General features: G+C 28.7%; 22 protein-coding genes. 8 read left to right on the top strand and 14 right to left on the bottom strand.

Going from position 1 to position 19,301, the window contains the following annotated elements; all coding sequences use genetic code 11:
* Positions 1–11: 11 nt before the first annotated feature.
* The 7 genes from pqqB to NJU99_RS02545 form a co-directional block, all read right to left on the bottom strand.
* Positions 12–929 (bottom strand): pyrroloquinoline quinone biosynthesis protein PqqB, encoded by a 918-nt coding sequence (gene pqqB / locus NJU99_RS02570; RefSeq protein WP_254577175.1) that lies wholly within the window; start codon positions 927–929, stop codon positions 12–14.
* Between the two features lie 96 nt (positions 930–1,025).
* The gene (pqqA, locus tag NJU99_RS14985; protein WP_404307570.1) at positions 1,026–1,100 is read right to left on the bottom strand and encodes a pyrroloquinoline quinone precursor peptide PqqA; all 75 of its coding nucleotides are present in this window, start codon (positions 1,098–1,100) and stop codon (positions 1,026–1,028) included.
* Positions 1,101–1,136: 36 nt separating this feature from the next.
* Positions 1,137–2,927: a PQQ-dependent methanol/ethanol family dehydrogenase gene (locus tag NJU99_RS02565; protein WP_254577174.1), complete on the bottom strand. Its 1,791-nt coding sequence runs from the start codon at positions 2,925–2,927 to the stop codon at positions 1,137–1,139.
* Positions 2,928–3,006: 79 nt separating this feature from the next.
* The gene (locus tag NJU99_RS02560; RefSeq protein ID WP_254577173.1) at positions 3,007–3,789 is read right to left on the bottom strand and encodes an ABC transporter permease; all 783 of its coding nucleotides are present in this window, start codon (positions 3,787–3,789) and stop codon (positions 3,007–3,009) included.
* 3 nt (positions 3,790–3,792) lie between these two features.
* The gene (locus NJU99_RS02555; protein ID WP_254577172.1) at positions 3,793–4,515 is read right to left on the bottom strand and encodes an ATP-binding cassette domain-containing protein; all 723 of its coding nucleotides are present in this window, start codon (positions 4,513–4,515) and stop codon (positions 3,793–3,795) included.
* 2 nt (positions 4,516–4,517) lie between these two features.
* Entirely contained in the window at positions 4,518–5,477 is a 960-nt protein-coding gene (locus NJU99_RS02550; RefSeq protein WP_254577171.1) for a PQQ-dependent catabolism-associated beta-propeller protein, read from the bottom strand.
* Positions 5,478–5,618: 141 nt separating this feature from the next.
* Positions 5,619–6,035: a cupredoxin domain-containing protein gene (locus NJU99_RS02545; RefSeq protein WP_254577170.1), complete on the bottom strand. Its 417-nt coding sequence runs from the start codon at positions 6,033–6,035 to the stop codon at positions 5,619–5,621.
* A gap of 127 nt (positions 6,036–6,162) precedes the next feature.
* Between NJU99_RS02545 and NJU99_RS02540 the strand changes: the two genes are divergently transcribed.
* Positions 6,163–7,311, top strand: a complete 1,149-nt coding sequence (locus NJU99_RS02540; RefSeq protein ID WP_254577169.1) for a type 1 periplasmic-binding domain-containing protein — start codon at positions 6,163–6,165, stop codon at positions 7,309–7,311.
* Positions 7,311–7,766 (top strand): DUF302 domain-containing protein, encoded by a 456-nt coding sequence (locus NJU99_RS02535; protein ID WP_254577168.1) that lies wholly within the window; start codon positions 7,311–7,313, stop codon positions 7,764–7,766. Before NJU99_RS02540 ends, NJU99_RS02535 begins: the two co-directional genes overlap by 1 nt.
* Here the strand turns inward: NJU99_RS02535 and NJU99_RS02530 are convergent.
* From NJU99_RS02530 to NJU99_RS02515, 4 genes are read right to left on the bottom strand one after another with little or no spacing between them, the layout of a single operon-like run.
* The gene (locus NJU99_RS02530) at positions 7,763–8,161 is read right to left on the bottom strand and encodes a DUF411 domain-containing protein (RefSeq protein ID WP_254577167.1); all 399 of its coding nucleotides are present in this window, start codon (positions 8,159–8,161) and stop codon (positions 7,763–7,765) included. The genes NJU99_RS02535 and NJU99_RS02530 overlap by 4 nt on opposite strands.
* Complete coding sequence (locus NJU99_RS02525) at positions 8,158–8,856, bottom strand: ABC transporter ATP-binding protein (RefSeq protein WP_254577166.1); 699 nt, start codon at positions 8,854–8,856, stop codon at positions 8,158–8,160. Before NJU99_RS02525 ends, NJU99_RS02530 begins: the two co-directional genes overlap by 4 nt.
* 1 nt (position 8,857) lies before the next feature.
* Positions 8,858–9,595 carry an ABC transporter permease gene (locus NJU99_RS02520; RefSeq protein ID WP_254577165.1) on the bottom strand — a complete coding sequence of 246 codons (738 nt, stop codon included), beginning with the start codon at positions 9,593–9,595 and terminating at the stop codon, positions 8,858–8,860.
* Positions 9,596–9,607: 12 nt separating this feature from the next.
* Complete coding sequence (locus NJU99_RS02515; RefSeq protein WP_254577164.1) at positions 9,608–10,567, bottom strand: ABC transporter substrate-binding protein; 960 nt, start codon at positions 10,565–10,567, stop codon at positions 9,608–9,610.
* 149 nt (positions 10,568–10,716) lie between these two features.
* Between NJU99_RS02515 and pedF the strand changes: the two genes are divergently transcribed.
* Genes pedF through NJU99_RS02495 form a run of 4 tightly spaced genes read left to right on the top strand, consistent with a single transcriptional unit; the run spans position 10,717 to position 13,649 of the window.
* A complete protein-coding gene (gene pedF, locus NJU99_RS02510) occupies positions 10,717–11,130 on the top strand; it encodes a cytochrome c-550 PedF (protein WP_254577163.1) in 414 nt (137 codons plus the stop codon).
* Positions 11,131–11,133: 3 nt separating this feature from the next.
* The gene (locus NJU99_RS02505; RefSeq protein WP_254577162.1) at positions 11,134–12,000 is read left to right on the top strand and encodes a substrate-binding periplasmic protein; all 867 of its coding nucleotides are present in this window, start codon (positions 11,134–11,136) and stop codon (positions 11,998–12,000) included.
* A 9-nt stretch (positions 12,001–12,009) separates the two neighbouring features.
* Complete coding sequence (locus tag NJU99_RS02500; RefSeq protein ID WP_254577161.1) at positions 12,010–12,747, top strand: quinoprotein dehydrogenase-associated SoxYZ-like carrier; 738 nt, start codon at positions 12,010–12,012, stop codon at positions 12,745–12,747.
* Entirely contained in the window at positions 12,747–13,649 is a 903-nt protein-coding gene (locus tag NJU99_RS02495) for a quinoprotein relay system zinc metallohydrolase 1 (protein ID WP_254577160.1), read from the top strand. The genes NJU99_RS02500 and NJU99_RS02495 overlap by 1 nt, the downstream gene beginning before the upstream one ends.
* Before the next feature lies 1 nt (position 13,650).
* On the opposite strand, the gene NJU99_RS02490 is transcribed toward NJU99_RS02495, so the two are convergent.
* The 3 genes from NJU99_RS02490 to NJU99_RS02480 form a co-directional block, all read right to left on the bottom strand.
* The gene (locus NJU99_RS02490; RefSeq protein WP_254577159.1) at positions 13,651–15,099 is read right to left on the bottom strand and encodes a leucyl aminopeptidase; all 1,449 of its coding nucleotides are present in this window, start codon (positions 15,097–15,099) and stop codon (positions 13,651–13,653) included.
* A 92-nt stretch (positions 15,100–15,191) separates the two neighbouring features.
* Positions 15,192–16,259 (bottom strand): class II fructose-bisphosphate aldolase, encoded by a 1,068-nt coding sequence (gene fbaA, locus NJU99_RS02485; protein WP_254577158.1) that lies wholly within the window; start codon positions 16,257–16,259, stop codon positions 15,192–15,194.
* 28 nt (positions 16,260–16,287) lie between these two features.
* Positions 16,288–17,094, bottom strand: coding sequence for a peptidylprolyl isomerase (locus tag NJU99_RS02480; RefSeq protein ID WP_254577157.1), 807 nt, complete (start codon positions 17,092–17,094; stop codon positions 16,288–16,290).
* Positions 17,095–17,293: 199 nt separating this feature from the next.
* Between NJU99_RS02480 and hsrA the strand changes: the two genes are divergently transcribed.
* Positions 17,294–17,977, top strand: coding sequence for a homeostatic response regulator transcription factor HsrA (hsrA, locus tag NJU99_RS02475; RefSeq protein ID WP_254577156.1), 684 nt, complete (start codon positions 17,294–17,296; stop codon positions 17,975–17,977).
* A gap of 22 nt (positions 17,978–17,999) precedes the next feature.
* Complete coding sequence (locus NJU99_RS02470; protein ID WP_254577155.1) at positions 18,000–19,298, top strand: HAMP domain-containing sensor histidine kinase; 1,299 nt, start codon at positions 18,000–18,002, stop codon at positions 19,296–19,298.
* Positions 19,299–19,301 lie beyond the last annotated feature (3 nt).

The following is a 19,301-nucleotide window of genomic DNA, read 5'->3' as shown; positions in this document are numbered from 1 at the left end:
TCTCTCCTTTATTATATTTCTATACTCATACCATCATAAGAAACTTCAATTCCATGTGAAATAAGCTCTTTATACTCATCATTACTCTCATCTAAAATAGGATTTGTATTATTGATATGAATTAGTATTTTTCTTGGTTTTTCCAAGCTATCTAAAACTTTAATAAGTCCTTGTTCCCCACTTAATGGAATATGTCCCATATCAGTTCCTAGTTTATTTGAGAAATTTCCTTTTATCATTTCATCATTTGTCCATAATGTTCCTTCAATTAAAAGAACATCTGCATTTTTCATTTCTTCAAAAACATGGTCTTCCATAACACCAAGTCCTGGTAAATAAAATAGTCTTTTTCCAGTATTTTTATTTACAACTGTAATTCCTATATTGTCACCTTTTCTAGGTTGATCTCTATGGGCTGAATATGGAGGTGCATTTGAGATTAAAGCATGTGCGTAAAATTCATAACTAGGCATTACAGGAATTTCAAATTTTGTAGTTGAATCTGGTAAAATCTCATGCCAAGCAGTTCCACCACCATCCCAATGTTTTAGCATCTTCATAATAGGAAATGATGTATTTAGCTCTTCATTTACCTCTTTTGTACAGTAAATTTGATGAGGACATCCCTCTCTTAACATAAGTAGACCTGTTGTATGGTCAATTTGTGCATCATTGAAAACAATAGCTTTTATTTTTGTTTCTCTTTTTTTAGTTGGATGCAAAAAAGGGGAATTATGAATTTGCTCTAAAATATCTGGTGAAGTGTTAAATAAAACCCAGTTTTCACCATCTTCACTTATAGTAATAGAACTTTGTGTTCTTCTTTTGATAGTTTCTTTACCTTCTCTATAACCCTTACAGTTATCGCAGTTACAGTTAAACTGAGGAAGTCCTCCACCTGCTCCTGATCCTAAAACTTCTATTCTCATAATTGTACCCTTAACTCTTTTTATAATTAAGTCTAGTCTAGACTTAATTATAAAAAGAGCAAACTAGCTAAAAGCTAGTTTACTCAAACTTAGGTTCTACTCGTTACAAATATACATTGTTACTTCAAAACCAAATCTATTATCTACAAACATAGGTGTTTCCCATTTCATAACAATTACCTCCTTTGTAAGATTTTTGTGTTCAAACTACTTATGTAATTTAAACACGTGAACTGAACCACCTTGGTTTAAAAGCTTAACAGCTTTTGCAACTTCACCACCCCATAAAGGAACGGCTCCACCCCAACCAGATACTACAGCTATATATTGCTCACCATTTTGCTCCCAAGTAATAGGAGAAGAAACGATTCCAGATCCAACATTAAATGAATATAACTCTTTACCAGTCTCATCATCTAATGCTAAAAGTTTACCTTCTGGATTACCTGTAATTACTAAACCACCAGCAGTAGTTAAAACTCCACCCCATAATGGTGCTTTGTTTTTATAAATCCACTTAATTTTTCCAGTTACAGGATCAACAGCTTTGATAGCACCAATGTGATCTTCATAAATAGGTTTAATTGTAAATCCAGCACCTAAGTATGCTGCACCTTTTTTATAAGAAACAGGTTGATTCCAAATATCCATTCCCCACTCATTTGCAGGAACATAAAATAATCCAGTTTTTTGCGAGTATGCCATTGGATTCCAGTTTTTACCACCTAAGAATGAAGGTACTGAGAATACAGATTTACCTTTTTTCCCATTTACAGGAGCTCCAGGTCTGTTATCTTCATTTACAATTGGTCTACCGTTTTCATCAATTCCTTTAGCCCATGTAATTTTATCAACAAAAGGAGTAGATCTGATATATTTACCATTAACTCTATCTAAAACATAGAAGAATCCATTTTTATCAGCAGTAGCACCTGCTTTTACAACATTTCCATTTTCATCTTTGTAATCAAATGGTATAAATTCTGCCATACCATCATAATCCCATCCATCATTAGGAGTAGTTTGGTAATGCCATACAACTTTACCAGTATCAGGATTTACAGCAACTCTTGAAGCAGTGTATAAATTATCACCTTTTCTTAAGTGAGAATTCCAAGGTGCAGGGTTTCCAGTTGGAACATAAATTAAGTCTGTTTCAGGATCGTAAGTTACACCATTCCATGGAGCACCACCACCATGTTTCCAAGTATCACCTTCCCAAGTAGCATTTAAAGTACCAGTAATACCATTTTCTTTACCATTTAAGTATCCCATATGTCCTTCAACCATTGGTCTAGTCCATAAAAGTTTACCTGTATTTGGGTTTCTAGCCTCTACTTTACCAACAACACCAAATTCACCACCAGATACACCAGTGATTAACATATCTTTTACAATAAGTGGAGCAGCTGTAAATGAGTATCCATCTTTATACTTAGCAATTCTTTTTTTCCATTTAACTTTACCAGTCTTTCTATCAAGAGCAACTAGTTTTGCATCAAGTGTTCCAAAAATAACTAAATCACCATATAATGCAGCACCTCTGTTAATTACATCACAACAAGGTAAAATTGCATCAGGAAGTCTTGCATCATATTGCCATAACTCTTCACCAGTTAAAACATCAATAGCAAAAAGTCTAGAGTAAGAAGCAGTTACATACATAACTCCATCTTTAACTACAGGTTGAGACTCTTGTCCTCTTTGTTTTTCCCCACCAAAACTAAAGTTCCATACAGGAACTAAATCTTTAATAGTATCTTTATTGATTTGAGTTAATGTTGAGTATCTTTGACCTTTTGGCCCTAAACCATAACTAACTACATCACCAGGTGTTTTTGCATCATTTACGATTTCATCATATGTAACTGGTGCAAATGATGGTTTTGTAACTTTTGTTATGCTATTATTTCCCGTGTTGTTAGACATAGCACATCCACTAATTAGTGCAGCTAGTGTAACGGCAACTGCACTAGTTAGCAATCTATTCTTATTCATCTTCTCTCCTTCTTAATTTTGATAACAAACCTGAAAAATTTGTCTGAAAAGAAGTATACATAAGAAATATAGCCTCAGTTTAGCTATTATTTACTTTTTTTGATTTAAAACCTATAAAGGCCATTAGTAGGGTAACAACTAAAGAAATCAATACAATTACTAAGGAGTTTGTGTCTATTTTTAGATACAAACTAAATCTTATTGATTCAACTATGTAAGTAAATGGATTATAAGATGATATGTTAAATAAAATAAGTGAGGAATCTTTTATTTTCCATAAAGGATATAAGGCACTACTTAAAAAGAACATCGGAAAAATTACAAAGTTCATAACAGTAGCAAAATTCTCTAATTGTTTAATTACTGATGAAATAAATAAAGCAAAAGCATTTAAGATTATTGATGAGATTATAATAATTGGAATAGTTGCCAAAATAGCTAAAAAAGATATATCAACTCCATAGACTTTTGCAATAAGTAAAAATGTTATAGCTTGTATTGTTGATACAATTGCTGTTGCAAACATCTTACAAAAAAGCAAATAGTTTCTATTTATATATGATGATAATAAAATCTTCATACTTCCCATTTCTCTATCAAATATCATTGTAAGGCTACTTTGCATACCATTAAAAAGTAAAACCATACCAACAAGTCCAGGAACTATATATGTTTCATAAGTAATATATGTTTCATAAGGTGGAGCAATTGCTAAACCTAAGGCAGTTTTAAATCCCACAGAAAAGATAAATAGCCATAATAAAGGTCGCACTAATGCTGAAAAAAATCTACTTTTTTGCTTTACAAATCGAATTAACTCTTTATAGATAATTCCTTTCATACAATTTATATAAATATTCATCTTTTACCTTACTATTTGATTGAAGGTATCAACCAAGTTATCTTTTTGATATTTTTTAACTATATCTTTTACAATTCCACACTCTATAATCTCACCTTTTTTGATAAAAGATATATCATCATCTTCTTTTACTTCATCAAAAAGATGAGTAATCCATAAAACACTTAATTTTTCTCTTTTTACTAAGTCTCTTACATAATCTAAAATATCAAATCTACTTTTTAAATCAAGCCCAACTGTAGGCTCATCTAAAAGTAAAAGCTTTGGTTTATTTATTAAAGCTCTTAAAATTTCAACTCTTCTTCTATGACCACCATTTAGTTTTCTAGCAGTAATATCTAGTGAGTCTTGAAGTTCAAGTCTAAGGATTTCATTTTTTACAGACTCAATAGTATCTTTAAAATTTAAACCCTTAAGTGAGCCATAGTAATAAAGATTTTGTCGTACAGTTAAGTCTAAATCTAAAGTTGGTTCTTGGAAAACAATACCAATATCTTTTAAGGATTTTGAGTAGTTTTTTATTGAATGTTGATTTATATTTATAGTTCCAACTTCAAGTTTTAGAAGTCTTGTAACTAGTGAAAATACTGTAGATTTTCCAGCTCCATTTAGTCCAAGCAGAACAGAAAAACTGCCCTGCTTTATACTAAAAGATATATTATTTAATACCTTTTTACTTCCATAAGAAAAATCTACATCTTTTAATTCTAGAATATTTTTTTCCATGATTATTTACTTGGAATTACTGCTAAGCCCCAAGGGTATCTTCCAACTTTAATAGTTTTCTTAACTTTTAAAGATTCTACATCAATAACAGAAACATCACCACTTACACCATTTGTAGTATAAAGTTTCTTTTCATTATTAGCAAAATCAAGCATCCAAACTCTACTTCCAACTAATAAGTATTTGATTACTTTATATGTTTTTGCATCAATTACAGCTACGTGATTTGAAGGGCCTAAAGCTACAAAAGCATATTTACCATCACTTGTTAGTTTAATTCCTACTGGTTGAATTAAATCTTTAAAAATTCCAGGAATTTTAAAAGAGATTTTTGAAAGAGGTTCTTTTGTTTTTGTATCAATAACCATTACAGTTCCACCAATTTCACTTGATGCCCAAATCTTATCACCACTTTTCGTGAACTCAATATGTCTTGGTCTTTGATCTACTAAAGTATTATGAACAATCTTTTTTGTTTTTGTATCAATCCAATGTAAAAAGTTTGATGTTTCAGATGTATTAATAGCTATTGATCCATCTGGACTTACTGCCATTCCCTCAGGCTCAATACCAACTTCTATTTGAGCTACAACATCTTTTTTTTGAACATCTACAACTGTTACAATACCGTCATCTTCATTTGATATGTATAGTTCTTTTCCATCTGGATGTAGAGCAAACTGTTCAGGGTCTTCACCTGATGGAAGACTGTATAAAATCTCTCCAGTTTTTGTATCCATAGCTTGAACAGTATCATCATCACTTGCACATACATATAGTTTTGAATAATCATTTGTTAATAAAATACCTCTTGGTCTTTGACCAACCTCATAAGTTTTTATAACTTTATCTGTATTTGAATCTATAACTGTAATTGTATTATCTTTCTCATTTGAAACAAAAATAGTATCTGCTAATAAACTTGTTGATAATAATGCAGATGCTAGTAGTAATCTTTTCATAATCTCTTCTCCTTAATTTAATAAAAGCATTGTATATCATATTTATAGCCTGAGTTTAGCAAAGTTTTTTTGCAAGAAGAAAAGAATTTAGAGAAGTATTGGTATAAAGCAAAAACTGCTTTATACCATAAGATATATTATTTATTTTACGATAAAAGTAGCTCTTTCTCTATCGCTTTTAGCTGATGGAAGACCTAAAGTATAAGTTCCCGGTTTGATAGGTATAAAAGTAAGTTCAATCTCACCCTCATCATCAAACTCAAAACTATCAATTCCTAATGGTCTTACTTCAATATCATTAATAGATACTTGATTAACCCAGATATTTCTAAAAAATTCAGGACCTACAATAGGAACTTCTCTTGAACCATCACTTTTTAATACTAACTTATAGTATTTACCTGCTTTTAAATTATAAGGTTTATCTGCTAAAGTTTTACCTGCACCAATTGTAATAGGCTCTAAAGTTGTTCTTGAATGTAATAAGCCCTTTATATTTGCGAAAGCAAACTCAGCTGTTAAAATTAACATAATTGCAACTGTTAAAAATCTTTTCATTTTTTCTCCTAAATTTTAAGTTTCGACATTGTAATGAATAATTATAGCCTGAGTTTAGCAACAGTTTTTTGCTAAACTTAGGCTATAAATCTTATGTATACTCTTAAAAAATTAAGAAGGAAAATCTATGAGACTATTACCATTATTACTTATATTTGCAACTTTTCTAAATGCAAATATACTAGAAGTAAATATTTTATACCTAGAGCAAAAAATCAAAAAGCCACCAGTATTATCAAATGTTATAGAAGAGCCTGATGATTTAGGTTTAAAAGGTGCCCAAGTAGCCGTAAGGGATAGCAATAAAAGTGCTAGATTCTTAAACCAAAAATATAACCTAGTAGAAGCTATTTCTTACAAAAAAGAAGAGCTTATAAGTACATATGAGAAGTTTATAAATGATAAGAATAGCTATGTTATTTTAAATGTAGAAGATGATTTATTAAAAGAACTTTTAGCAAATAAACTTGCATCAAAGACTCTGTTTATTAATGCAAAAAGTCAAAACTCACATCTTAGAAAAAACTATTGTCAAGATAATCTTTTACATACAATAGCAAGTAATGCTATGCTATATGATGGATTAGTGCAATTTTTAGTAAAAAGAGACTTTAAAGACATCTTTTTAATTAGTGGTGAACATAAAAAAGACTTACTTATTAAAGAAGATATTAAAAGATCTATTAAAAAGTTTGCTGCAAATATAGTAGAAGAAAAAGTTTGGGATAATAATAGTGATATTAGAAGAAAAGCCAGTAGTGAATTTCCTGTATTTACACAAGCTAAGAATTATGACTTAATATTATTGGCTGATTATTATGGAGATTTTGGTGAGTTTATGTATTTTAACACTTGGCTTCCAAGACCAGTTGCTGGAACACAAGGTTTAACACCAGTTACATGGCATAAAGTTATTGAAGCTTGGGGAGCTGCACAAATGCAAAGTAGATTTGAAAAGTTTGCAAAAAGATGGATGCAATCTACTGATTATTCAAACTGGGTTGCGATTAGAACAATAGTAAATGCTTTAACTCATACAAAAACAGCTGATTTACAAACAAATATAAAATATATCTACTCAAAAGAGTTTGAACTAGCAGCATACAAAGGAAGAAAACTTACTTTTAGAGAGTTTAACGGTCAATTAAGAATGCCTGTAGCACTTGTTCAACCAAGAGCATTAGTTTCAACATCACCACAAGTTGGATTCTTACATCCTCAAACAGACCTTGATACTTTAGGTATAGCACCATTTGAAATGGAGTGTAAAAAGTAATGAAAAAGCTAATACTTTTTTGTTTTATGGTTTGTACTTTGAGTGCAAACTATAAAATCATAGAAAATGAAAATCTTTTTAGTGTTAAGGTAGAAAGTGAAAGTTTTCAAGAAGTATTAGTAAATCTAAAAGATGAAATTAGTTTTCAAGGTTTTATAATAGTCCATGAACTAAATCTTGCAAAATCTACATCAAATGTAGCCAAAGCTTTAAAGCAAAAAGCTGTTTTAACAAATGGTATAAATCTACTTATGTGTAAAAGTAGCTTTACTTTGAAAATGATTCAAGAAAACCCTTCAAATATTACTTATTGTCCTTTAGGTATCTCTATTTATGAAGTTAAAAATGAAGTTTTTATATCTTATAAAAAGTATCATAAATTAAATTTTGATGATAAGATTTTTAAAGAAGTAAATGAAAAGTTAAAAAATCTAATATTAAAGAGTTTGGATTAATATTTCCCAAACTCTTTGTAAGTGCCATTATCTAAAAGTAAATATACTGTTTTTACTTCTTTATCATTTTCATAAGAGGGTAAAGAAAGCCCCATTGAATCTTTTGGGACACTTTTAAAGAACTCTTTTATAGCTTTTGCTGGAACATTTCCCTCAAATACATAATCTTTAAAGATTGTTGTATTACATGATTGAACTTCCCTTGGAACACCTACACTATATTTTAAACCTTTTACATTTACCATTTGAACTATTTCAACTTCCTTGGCTATCTTTTTCATATCATCTAACCAAGATTTTGGACATGTACTTGTCATAGGTTGAAAAATTTGCATTTTACTTTCACTTGCAAATACTGCAAGAGCTAGCATTAAACTTAAAACTATTTTTTTCATATTTCTCCTTTTAATATATTTGGATATTTTTCAAATATCTCATTTTTTACCTCATCAACTCTTCGTTGATTGGATTTTCTGTTTTTATTGTTTTCAAACTCTAAGATTATAGTTGCTGGATTTTTTGATAAAAAGAAAATCCTATTTGAAAAATATATTGCTTCACTTAAATCATGAGTTACTAAAACAACTTTTGGATTAAATTTTTCACACAATTTCAAAAATTCCTCTTTTAACTGCATAGCTGTTGGATAATCCAGTGAAATAAAAGGTTCATCTAAAAATATAAGCTTAGGTTCATTTATAAAAGCTCTTATTAAAGCTACTCTTCTTTTCATGCCACCAGATAAAGAGTTAGGATAAAAATCTAAAACTTCTTCTAAATTAATCAGCTTTAAAAACTCTTTTATTTTATTTTCATCTTTGTTTTTTGAAATCAATAAAAGATTTTCTTTTATACTTAGCCATGGTATTAATCTATCATCTTGAAACATAAAAGATATTTCATCACTATCTTTTTTAAGCTCTCCAATGTAATCATCATCTAGTGATGCCAAAATATTTAAAAGTGTTGTTTTACCACAACCAGATGGACCTATTATAGATATAAACTCACTTTTTTTTAGACTTATATTTATATCTTTTAAAACAGTTTTTTCTTTATAACTTTTGTTTTCAATACAAATTTCTAACATGCTATTTCCATTTATTGATATATGAATCTATTGGTTTTAAAAATAGTTTTTCAATTAAAAGTATTACTAAAACAAAAGCAAATGAATAAGCTAATATTGAAGTAATATCAAAAAATTGAAAGAACATTGAAATCTTAAAACCTATTCCATCACTTCTTCCAAGAAGTTCAACAACTAATACAATCTTCCAAATTAAAGATAAACAAAGTCTTGTAGAAGCCATAATATAAGGATATATTTGTGGTAAAAAAACTTTAAAGAAAGTCTCTTTTTTTGATACTTTATATACTTTTGCTAATTGCATATATTTTCTATCAATTGCCTTAGTACCTTCTCTTACATTTACTATTACAATAGGAAGTTTATTTAATATTACAGCTAAAATTGCAGCAAAATCTGTAAGTCCAAACCAAATATAGCAAATAACTATTGTTACTAATGCTGGAATATTTAATCCAAGAATTAAAATAAAATCAAAAATATCATCTATTTTTTTAGATACTCCCATTAAAATACCAAAAACAATACCAAGTAACATAACTACAAAAAAACAAACAAATACTCTATATAAAGTGATCCCTAAATTATAAAGTAAGTCTGAATTAAAGGTATGTTCATATAAACTTATTGATATTTGACTAATAGATGGAAAGCTTGAGCTTCCTATAAAAAAAGCTGCTATTTCCCAAATACCTAAAAAAGTTATTACAGATATGATTCTGATATTTTTACTTGACACTTTTAATTCTTTTTATTTTTGGAAATTCCAAAAAGTTTTTTCATCTAAACTTTTAGCATTTGAAACTAGATTTTTCCCACCCTCTTTTAAAAGTATTTCAAATACTTTTTTTGAATCTTCAATATTTTTAGATGAAAATTCTTTTATAATTCCTTGTTTAAATCCTTCTTTTAATGATAGAAAAACTTTTTCATCTTTTGCTTTCATAAGAGGTCTTATTCTATCCCACTCTTTACTACTTGATAAAAGAATATCTTTTGCCTCATGACTAGCTTTTATAAATGAGTTATAAAGCTTTTTATTTTTTAAAGCAACATCTCTTCTAAATGTCCATCCAATTAATGAAATATCTTCTTTTACACCTAAATCCTTTAAAACATCACTCATTTCAATCAAGGCTTTTGCATCTTTAGCTTTTAACTTTGCATTGAAATGCCAAAAATTAATAGCACTATTTAAAGAACCATCTAATATCTTTTTATATAAGATAACTGGACTTGCAAATACAGGAGTTATCAAATCTTTCAAATCTTTTCCATGCTTATATTTACTGTATGCTCTTAAAAGTAACCAACTCTTATCATAAGGTCCACCTGCAACTCCAAGCTTTTCACCTTTTAAATCTAAAAGTGTTTTAGCATTTTGTTTTGTGTATATTGTACCTGTTGCCTTTGAATATGGATAAAAAGTAAAATCTTTTCCATTTGCCCTTTGAGTATTTACCCAAAGCCAATCAGTAACTATCATATCTACAGAATCTGCTTGCATTGCTACAGAGGAAGCATTTTTTGAAGCGAGTTTTAAAACTTCTAAATCAAATCCATACTTTTTATCAAGTTTATTATGTTTGATTACATCAAGTTCCCAGTTAACTGTTCCATAGGCTAAAACACCTACTTTTAACTTATCTTCTGCATTAACGTTTATAATACTTATTATTGTTATTAGTAGTGTTACTAAAAATTTAATCATGTATTTTTTCTCCAAAGCTTAAATATCAAGTATTGTATAGGAGTTTTATAGCATGAATTTAGCGAAAAAAGCCCTATTTTTAATCGCTATAATCAGGCTATAAAAAGTGTTTATAATTTCAAAATCTAAAATATACAAAAGGAAGAAAAATGAATAAAATACAAAAATTAGGATTAGCTGCATTATTTTCAGCAGTGTTTGCATTTGGACATGGAAGTGTTACTCCCCAAGAAGTTGATACAAAAGGTTTAGAGCCATTAGGTGAAGAGTGGTTAGATGAAAATCCATATAAAACAGATAATAAAAAAGCTGTAGAAATTGGTGAATATGCATATGGTGAAAACTGTGCAAGATGTCACGGTTTAAATGCAGTTTCAGGTGGTATTGCTCCTGACTTAAGAGCTTTAGAAGCTGGTTTTGATGGTGATGAGTGGTTTATGGAAAGAGCAAGAAACGGTGCTGTTAGAAATGGTAATGTTTACATGCCTCCATTTGAAGGTGTATTAAACCAAGAAGCTATGTGGGCTATTAGAACATATATCTTATCTTTACCAAAAGAGTAAGAAATGAACCTACTTAAATCAACAGTATTAATAGTTTTAGTAAGTTTATTTGCAAATGCTAGAAGTATTGAACATATTCAGGAGAGTGGAAATATTGTACTAGCTGTTTATGAGAACTTTCCCCCTTACTCTTACGAAGAGAATGGAGAGCTAAAAGGTATTGATATAGAACTTGGAAAGATTATTGCAAAATCTCTTAATGTAAAACCTATTTGGTATGTTACAGGTTCTGATGAAAACTTAGCTGATGATTTAAGAAATACAATTTGGAAAGGTAATCTAGTACATAAAACAAAAGCAGATGTTATGTTTAGAATTCCTTATGATTATGATTATTTAAGAATGAGAGATAAATCAACAGGTGAACTTGAAAATGAAATGGTTACAATCAAAGGACCTTACCAAAGTGAAAAATGGGTTATTGCAACACATAAAGATATAATTGATGAATTTGAAACATTAGCAACTTTTGCATATCATACTATTGGTGTTGAGTTAGATACTCTACCTGATACACATATAACTGGTTTTGCAAGAGGTTTAATTAGTAAAAATGTTAAACACTATTTTAAATTTGATAAAGCTATAAATGATTTTAAAAATAGAAAAATTGATGCAATTGCTGGTTTAAAATCACAGCTTGAATATCTTTTAGATTATAAGAATAATAAAGACAAATACTTTATAAGTGAAGCTCTACCAAATGTAAAATCACATTGGGATTTAGCTACAGCAGTTTCTAGTATGTATAGACCTCTTAGTTATCATATAGATGGAGTACTTCATAAAGCTTATGTTAACGGAACTATCAAAAAAATATTTGAAAAATATGGGCTTGAATATATGCCTCCAATTTCAAAAACTCAATAAGGATTTATTATGAAATTATTACTTCTTTTTATTTCTACTTTTTTAATAAGTACAAGTCTTTTTGCTAAAAACCCTATTGAATCTCCTACTTTTGGAGATTTAATAAAACAAATAATAGGTGATGAAAAGTATGTTTTTGATGATGAAAATATACAAATCAAAGTTCCAAAATTTGCAGATAACCCTGTACAAGTTCCTATTTATGTAAATGCCTCAAAAATAAAAGATGCCAAAAGAATGATTTTATTTGCAGATTTAAACCCAATTCCTAGAGTTGTAGATATGCAAACAACAAAAATCCTTCCTGTGATTTCAACAAATATTAAAGTAGCTCAAGAAACCCCTCTTAGAGCCTTAGTATTAGATAGCAAAGGTATTTGGCATGTTGGAAGTAAAAATATAAGAAGTAATGGTGGAGGTTGTGATGTTTCAAGTCAAGCCTCTACTAATAGTGATTTTGCAAAATTTTTAGGTAAAACCAAAGGTAAAATCTTTGAAAAGAAAGATAGAAATAGAATTAAAGCTTCTATTTTCCATCCTATGGAAACTGGTCTAATATTTGGAAATGTTGAATTTTACATAAACACTATTACTATAAAGAATGATAATGAACTTATTTCAACTATAAAAACTAGTTCTGCTATTAGTGAAAATCCTAGATTTATTTTTGAAGTAAAAGACAATAGTAAATCATATAAAATAAACTTTCTAGATAATGATGGAAATGATTTTGAAATGGAACTGTGATGAAGATTTTACTATTAATCATCACAGCTTTTATTTTTAGTTTTGCAAATGACTTTGACTACAAAATCAAAGCCATAAAACTAAATGAGAATAGCTATTATGTATATGGGAAAGAAGAGTATTTTTCCAAAGAAAATGGTGGAGATATAGCAAATACTGCTTTTATAATCACTAAAAATTCTGTAATATTAATAGATACAGGTTCAAGTGTTGCTTATGCAAAACAGTTAAAAGAGCAAATAAGAAAAATTACAAATAAACCTATAAAGTTTATTTTTAATACTCATCATCATCCAGATCATTTTTTAGGCAACTATGCTTTTAAAGATGCCAAAATCTTTGCAACAGACTATACAAAAGAAGATATAAAAAACAATGGTGAATTATATATAAGCAATATGGTAAATCTAATTGGAAAAGCTGCTTATACTACTAAGGTTAAAGTTCCAAATAGTTTACTTGAAGAAAAAGAGCTTATTTTAGATAGATATAAACTAAAGATTTTATATCTAAATGGTCATACAAAAAGTGATGTAGTTATTTATGATGAAAAAACAAAAATAGTTTATGCTTCTGATTTAATTTTCAACAAAAGAGCATTAGCAACTCCCCATGCAAATCTTCAAGATTGGATAAAAGCTTTAGAAAAACTAAAAACAATTGATTTTAAAATTTTAGTTGCAGGACATGGAAAAGTATCATATGATAAAAAAGTAATAGATGAGAATATCTTTTATTTAAAATATTTACATAGCACTTTAAAAAATGCAGTAAATGAAGGTCTTGATACTTTTGAGATTTTAGAGAAAGAACATCCTAAAGAACTTCAAGATTATTCTATGTTTAAAGAAGAGTTTGAAAGAAGTATTATAAATCTATACCCTAAGTATGAGAATCAATAAATTATTGATTCTTCACACTTAATTGCTTTAAAAACTCAACTACAAGTCTAACTCCTGCACCTGTTGCACCATAAGGATTATATCCCCATGTAGTCTTTCTATATGAAGGCCCTGCTATATCAAAGTGTAGCCATTTCTTTTTATATTTTTTATCAATAAAATTATCTAAAAACATACTTCCAATAATTGCTGCACCATTTTTATTAGCACTTGAGTTTAAAATATCAGCAACACCACTTTTTAAAATATCTTGCATATAAATATTATAAGGCATAAAACCAACTAGCTCACCACTTTTACTTGAAGCTTTTGATATTTGTTTTTTTAGTTTTTGGCTGTGTCCTAATACAGCACTAGTATATCCACCAAATGCTCCTATACTAGAACCAGTAAGTGTTGCTAAATCAAAAATATAATCTATATCATTTATGTTTTTTTGAGCATAAACTAAACAATCAGCAAGAACGAGTCTACCTTCAGCATCAGTATTTGTAATCTCAACAGTTTTATTTCCTATTTTAATCACATCATCAGGTTTATAAGCATTTGAGTCTATCATATTCTCAACTGCTCCTAAAATAGCATGAACTTCAATATCTAAATTTGATTGGCTTAAATACTTCATAACTCCTAAAATTGATATAGCTCCTGCTTTATCAATCTTCATAGAAACCATGCCATCACCTCTTTTAAGACTCAAACCTCCTGTATCATAAGTAACACCCTTACCAACTAAAACTATCTTAGCTTTTGCTTTTTTTGTCCTCGTACTTGCGGGATTACATGGTTTGTAGCTTAGATGTATTAGCTGACTCTCATGTATTGATGCTTTTCCTACAGCATACATGGCATTTAAAGAGTTTTCTTGCATATAATCCTCACCATATACCTTACAACTCATATTAGCTTTCTTTGCTAATTCTAAAGCTTCTTTTGCCATGCTTTTAGGATAAAAGTCTTGAGCAGGTGTATTAACTATATCTCTTACAAAATTTACGCTTTGACATAGTTTTAAACTATCTTTTAATCTATTTTCTAGATTAGTTTTATTCTCTTGTGAATTTTTTATATTGATACAAAGTGTTTTTAAGCTTTTTTCTTTCTTTTTATATTTTAAAAACTCATAAGACCCTAAAATAAAACCTTGAACTAAATCTTCTATTTTTAACTCTTTTTTTAAAAAGTTTATATCAATATAAAAAGAAGTGTATTTTTTCAAAGTATTTACAGCTTTACTAATTGCTATTTTTATAGACTCACTATCTTTTTCTTTTATATATACAAAAAGTTTTTTTGAACTTGTCTCAAAATATGTATTAAAATTTGAGCTTTTAAAATTTATATTTCTTAGTATTGTTTTCGTTTTTGTAGGTAGTTTTTCTGTGTTTTTAAGTAAGATAATTTCTATTTCATCATCTTTTTTTTCTCGTGTTTTTAAAACTATATTCATCTTCTTTCCTTTGGAAATATTATATAGTTTTAATATAAAATTAGATTTTAATTTATAAGCTAAAACCAGCTAAAAGCTGGTTTTTAGTTTTGTTAGTTTTTATTTAAAGAACAAAGATCAGAGTATGCTACTTCTAATCTTGCAATCATAGATTCTTGTCCTGCTCTTAAGAATTTTCTTGGGTCATAATAAGATTTATTTGGTTTATCTTCACCATCTGGGTTTCCGATTTGTCCTTGTAAATAATCATGATTTTTAGCTTCATAAGCTCTTACACCATCCCAGAATGCCCATTGAGTATCTGTATCAATGTTCATTTTGATAACACCATACTCAATAGCTTCTCTAATCTCTTCTAAAGCAGACCCTGAACCCCCATGGAATACAAAGTCAACTGCTTTATCTTCAGTTGAGTGTTTTTCTTTGATAAACTTTTGAGAGTTATCTAAGATTTTTGGAGAAAGTACAACGTTTCCTGGCTTATAAACACCATGAACATTTCCAAAAGATGCTGCTATTGTAAAGTTAGGTCCAACTTCTCCTAATTTTTCATAAGCGTAACAAACCTCTTCAGGTTGAGTATATAATAGTGCGTTATCAATTTCTGTATTATCAACACCATCTTCTTCACCACCTGTAATACCAAGCTCGATTTCAATCATCATATCTAATTCATTCATCACTTTAAAGTAATCAACACATGTAGAAATATTTTCTTCTAAAGGCTCTTCAGATAGGTCTAACATATGAGATGTGTATAAAGGTCTACCAGTTTGTTCAAAATGCTTTTTACTAGCTTCTAATAAACCATCAATCCATGGTAAAAGTTTTCTTGCAGCATGGTCAGTATGTAAAATAACAGGAACTCCGTAAGCCTCTGCCATAGTATGCACATGTTGTGCACCACTAATTCCACCTAAAATAGAAGCGTTATCTACTTTTAAACCCTTACCTGCAAAATATTGAGCTCCACCATTTGAAAACTGGATAATAATAGGTGAGTTAACTTTTGCTGCTACTTCTAAAACTGCATTTACTGAATCAGTTCCTACTACATTTACTGCAGGAATAGCAAACTTATTCTCTTTTGCATATGCAAAAAGCTTTTTAGCTTCACTACCTGTTAATACCCCTGGCTTTACAATATCTAATACACCCAACTTGTTCTCCTTGTGTTTTTTATTAAATTTATTTAATTACAATTTTTGCTTTTTTTCTTAATTCGTCAGTGATGTCTTTTACTTTTTTATTATATTTATTTTGTAATAACATTCTTGAAATATTACCCTTTACTTCATTAAAAGATAATGACTTAGAAGCTTTTTTGTCATTTAAATAGATAATATGATATCCAAATTGTGTCTTCACAGGTGTCTTAGAATAGCTGTTTTTCTTTAAAGCTTGAGCTGCATTTGCAAATTCTGGAACCATTTGTTGAGCATTAAATTCACCTAAATCTCCACCATTTTTCCCACTAGGACCTTGAGATTTTGTTTTAGCTAATTCAATAAATTTTGCTTCTTTTTTTGATGCTTTATTTAATTGATTAATTAAATCTTTTGCTTCTTTTTCAGTTTTTACTAAAATATGTCTAGCTTTTAAAGTTGCTGGTGTTTTGAATTTATCTTTATTTTCATCATAAAATTTCTTTTGTTCAGACTCAGAAATTTTCATATTTTTTAGTTCATTTTGTTGCCAAACTTGAAATGCTAAATCACCTTTCATTCTATTTAAAGCATCTTTGTATTGTTTATCTTTTTCAATTCCTTCGTTCATAGCTTTTTTAGCTAAAAGTTTCTTATTGATGATTTGATTTAATACTTGCTCTTGAGCTTTTTTTGGTAAAGCTTCAAACTTCATTCTTGGGTCTTGTAAAACCATAGCTACATCAGTTTTAGTAATTTTTTCTCCATCTACAGTTGCATAGTGATCAGCTGCACTTAAAGCCGTAGATAATACTAGTGTTGCAACAACACTTGAAATAATTTTCTTCATAATTTTCCTTAGTAAAAAGTTTTAGGTATTGTAACTATTCTTTGTTAATAAAAAATTAATATAATGGAAAAATCCCAAAAAAACACAGATTCTTAAGAAATTTTAAAATTTTCCTTAAAAAGCCTTTAAATTTCAAAAGATTTATGGTACAATTCCGACAAAATTTAAACTTAACTTAAATTTAAGGGATAACAAATATATGAGAATTTTAATAATTGAAGACGAAATAACTTTAAATAGAACACTACAAGAGGGGCTAACTGACTTTGGATACCAAGTAGATGCCGCTGAAAACTATAAAGATGCTGAATACTTTATTGATATTAGAAATTATGATTTAGTTTTAACTGACTGGATGTTACCAGATGGTGATGGAATTGAACTATGTAAAATCGTAAAAAATAGAAGTTCAAGAACTGCTGTTGTTATTATCTCAGCTAGAGATGATAAAGAATCAGAAATTGAAGCTTTAAAATCAGGTGCAGATGACTTTATTAAAAAGCCATTTGACTTTGATATCTTATTAGCAAGAATCGAAGCTAGATTAAGATTTGGTGGAACAAACATCATTGAAATCGAAGGTCTTGCAATCAACCCTGATGAAGAAAAAATTGAATACAACGGTGAAGAAATCGAATTAAAAGGTAAACCTTTTGAAGTATTAACTCACTTAGCTAGACACAGAGATCAAATCGTATCTAAAGAGCAATTATTAGACGCTATCTGGGAAGAGCCAGAATTAGTAACTCCAAACGTAATTGAAGTTGCAATTAACCAAATTAGACAAAAAATGGATAAACCATTAAATATTTCTACAATTGAAACAATCAGAAGAAGAGGTTACAGATTCTGTTACCCTGATACTCAAGACGAAAATAAATAAATCAATTTCCTTTAGGTTATAAATGGAAGCGAAGAGCATATATAAACAGTTTTATACAAAACTAATTATTGCTACTTCGCTTTTTATTATCGCTTTATCTTTTATTTTTTACGAATATTCAAGAAGTACAACTTATGAAAATATTCAAAAAAACATGCTAAAAGATGCAAAAAAAATCTACAAAATCTCACATGAAAATAAAGAATTTAACTTTAAAAACTTTAAAACAATTCAAGATGATGATTTATCAATTGATTTAGTAAATAATCCAAAACTTAAAAATTATAAATTTTTCACATATAGAAAAGACAATAATCACTATATAAAACTTTTATATCCATATAATATGGAAAAAAGAAAATTTATTCAGCTTGTAAGAAATATCAACTTTGAAAGAGAAATACTTTACTCTATAATCTTCAAAAATCTATTTATTTTAGCAATTCCAGGTTTTTTACTTATGCTTATTTATTCACTTGTAGTATCTAAATCACTACTTAAACCTATTATTCAAATAAATAAAAAACTTTCAAATATGGATGAAAACTCTTTAACACAAATAGATAAAAAAGATTTACCCATTGAGTTTCACTCATTATCAGATTCTATTAATTCCCTTACAAATAGAATTGAGACATACGTTAAGTTTAAAAAAGAACTATTTATTGGTGCTGCCCATGAGCTTAAAACTCCACTAGCAGTTATGAAACTAAAAAATGAAGTAACTCTTAGAAAAAAAAGAGACCCAGAAGCTTATGAAGAGACTTTAAAACTAACTGTAAAACAAATAGATGATATGAATATCATGATTTCTTCAATCCTAGATATAGGACGAGCTGAGGGTGCTCAGTTTGAACAAACTCAAGATTTAGATTTAGTTGAATTTATGAAGAAAAAAACAAATGATTACAGAATGCTTAGTGCTCAAAAAAATATCATTGTTACATTTTTTTCAAATGTAAATCATCTAAAAGTATCTATGCAAGTAACTTTATTTAATCAAATACTTCAAAACTTTGTTCAAAATGCTATTAAGTTTACACCTGAGGATAAATCAATAGCTATTAGACTTAAAAAAGGCAAAGAAAAAATCATTATTACTATAACAGATGAAGGTAAAGGTATTGATGAAAATATTGATTTATTTGCACCATTTAAAAGAGTTGGTAATCAAAGTGGTGTTGGTCTTGGACTATTCTTAGCAAAAAATGCAGCAGATGCATTAAGAGCAAAAATCACTTTAAAAAATAGAAAAGATGAAAAATCTGGATGTGTTGCCAAGCTTGTGCTTAACAACCCATCAAAACTAAAAAACCTTTAAAAG

This window comes from Arcobacter roscoffensis (genome assembly GCF_024267655.1).
Classification (GTDB): Bacteria; Campylobacterota; Campylobacteria; order Campylobacterales; family Arcobacteraceae; genus Arcobacter_B; species Arcobacter_B roscoffensis.
The sequence above is the reverse complement of the archived record's forward strand: the minus strand, read 5'-3'. Positions and strand labels throughout refer to the sequence as shown.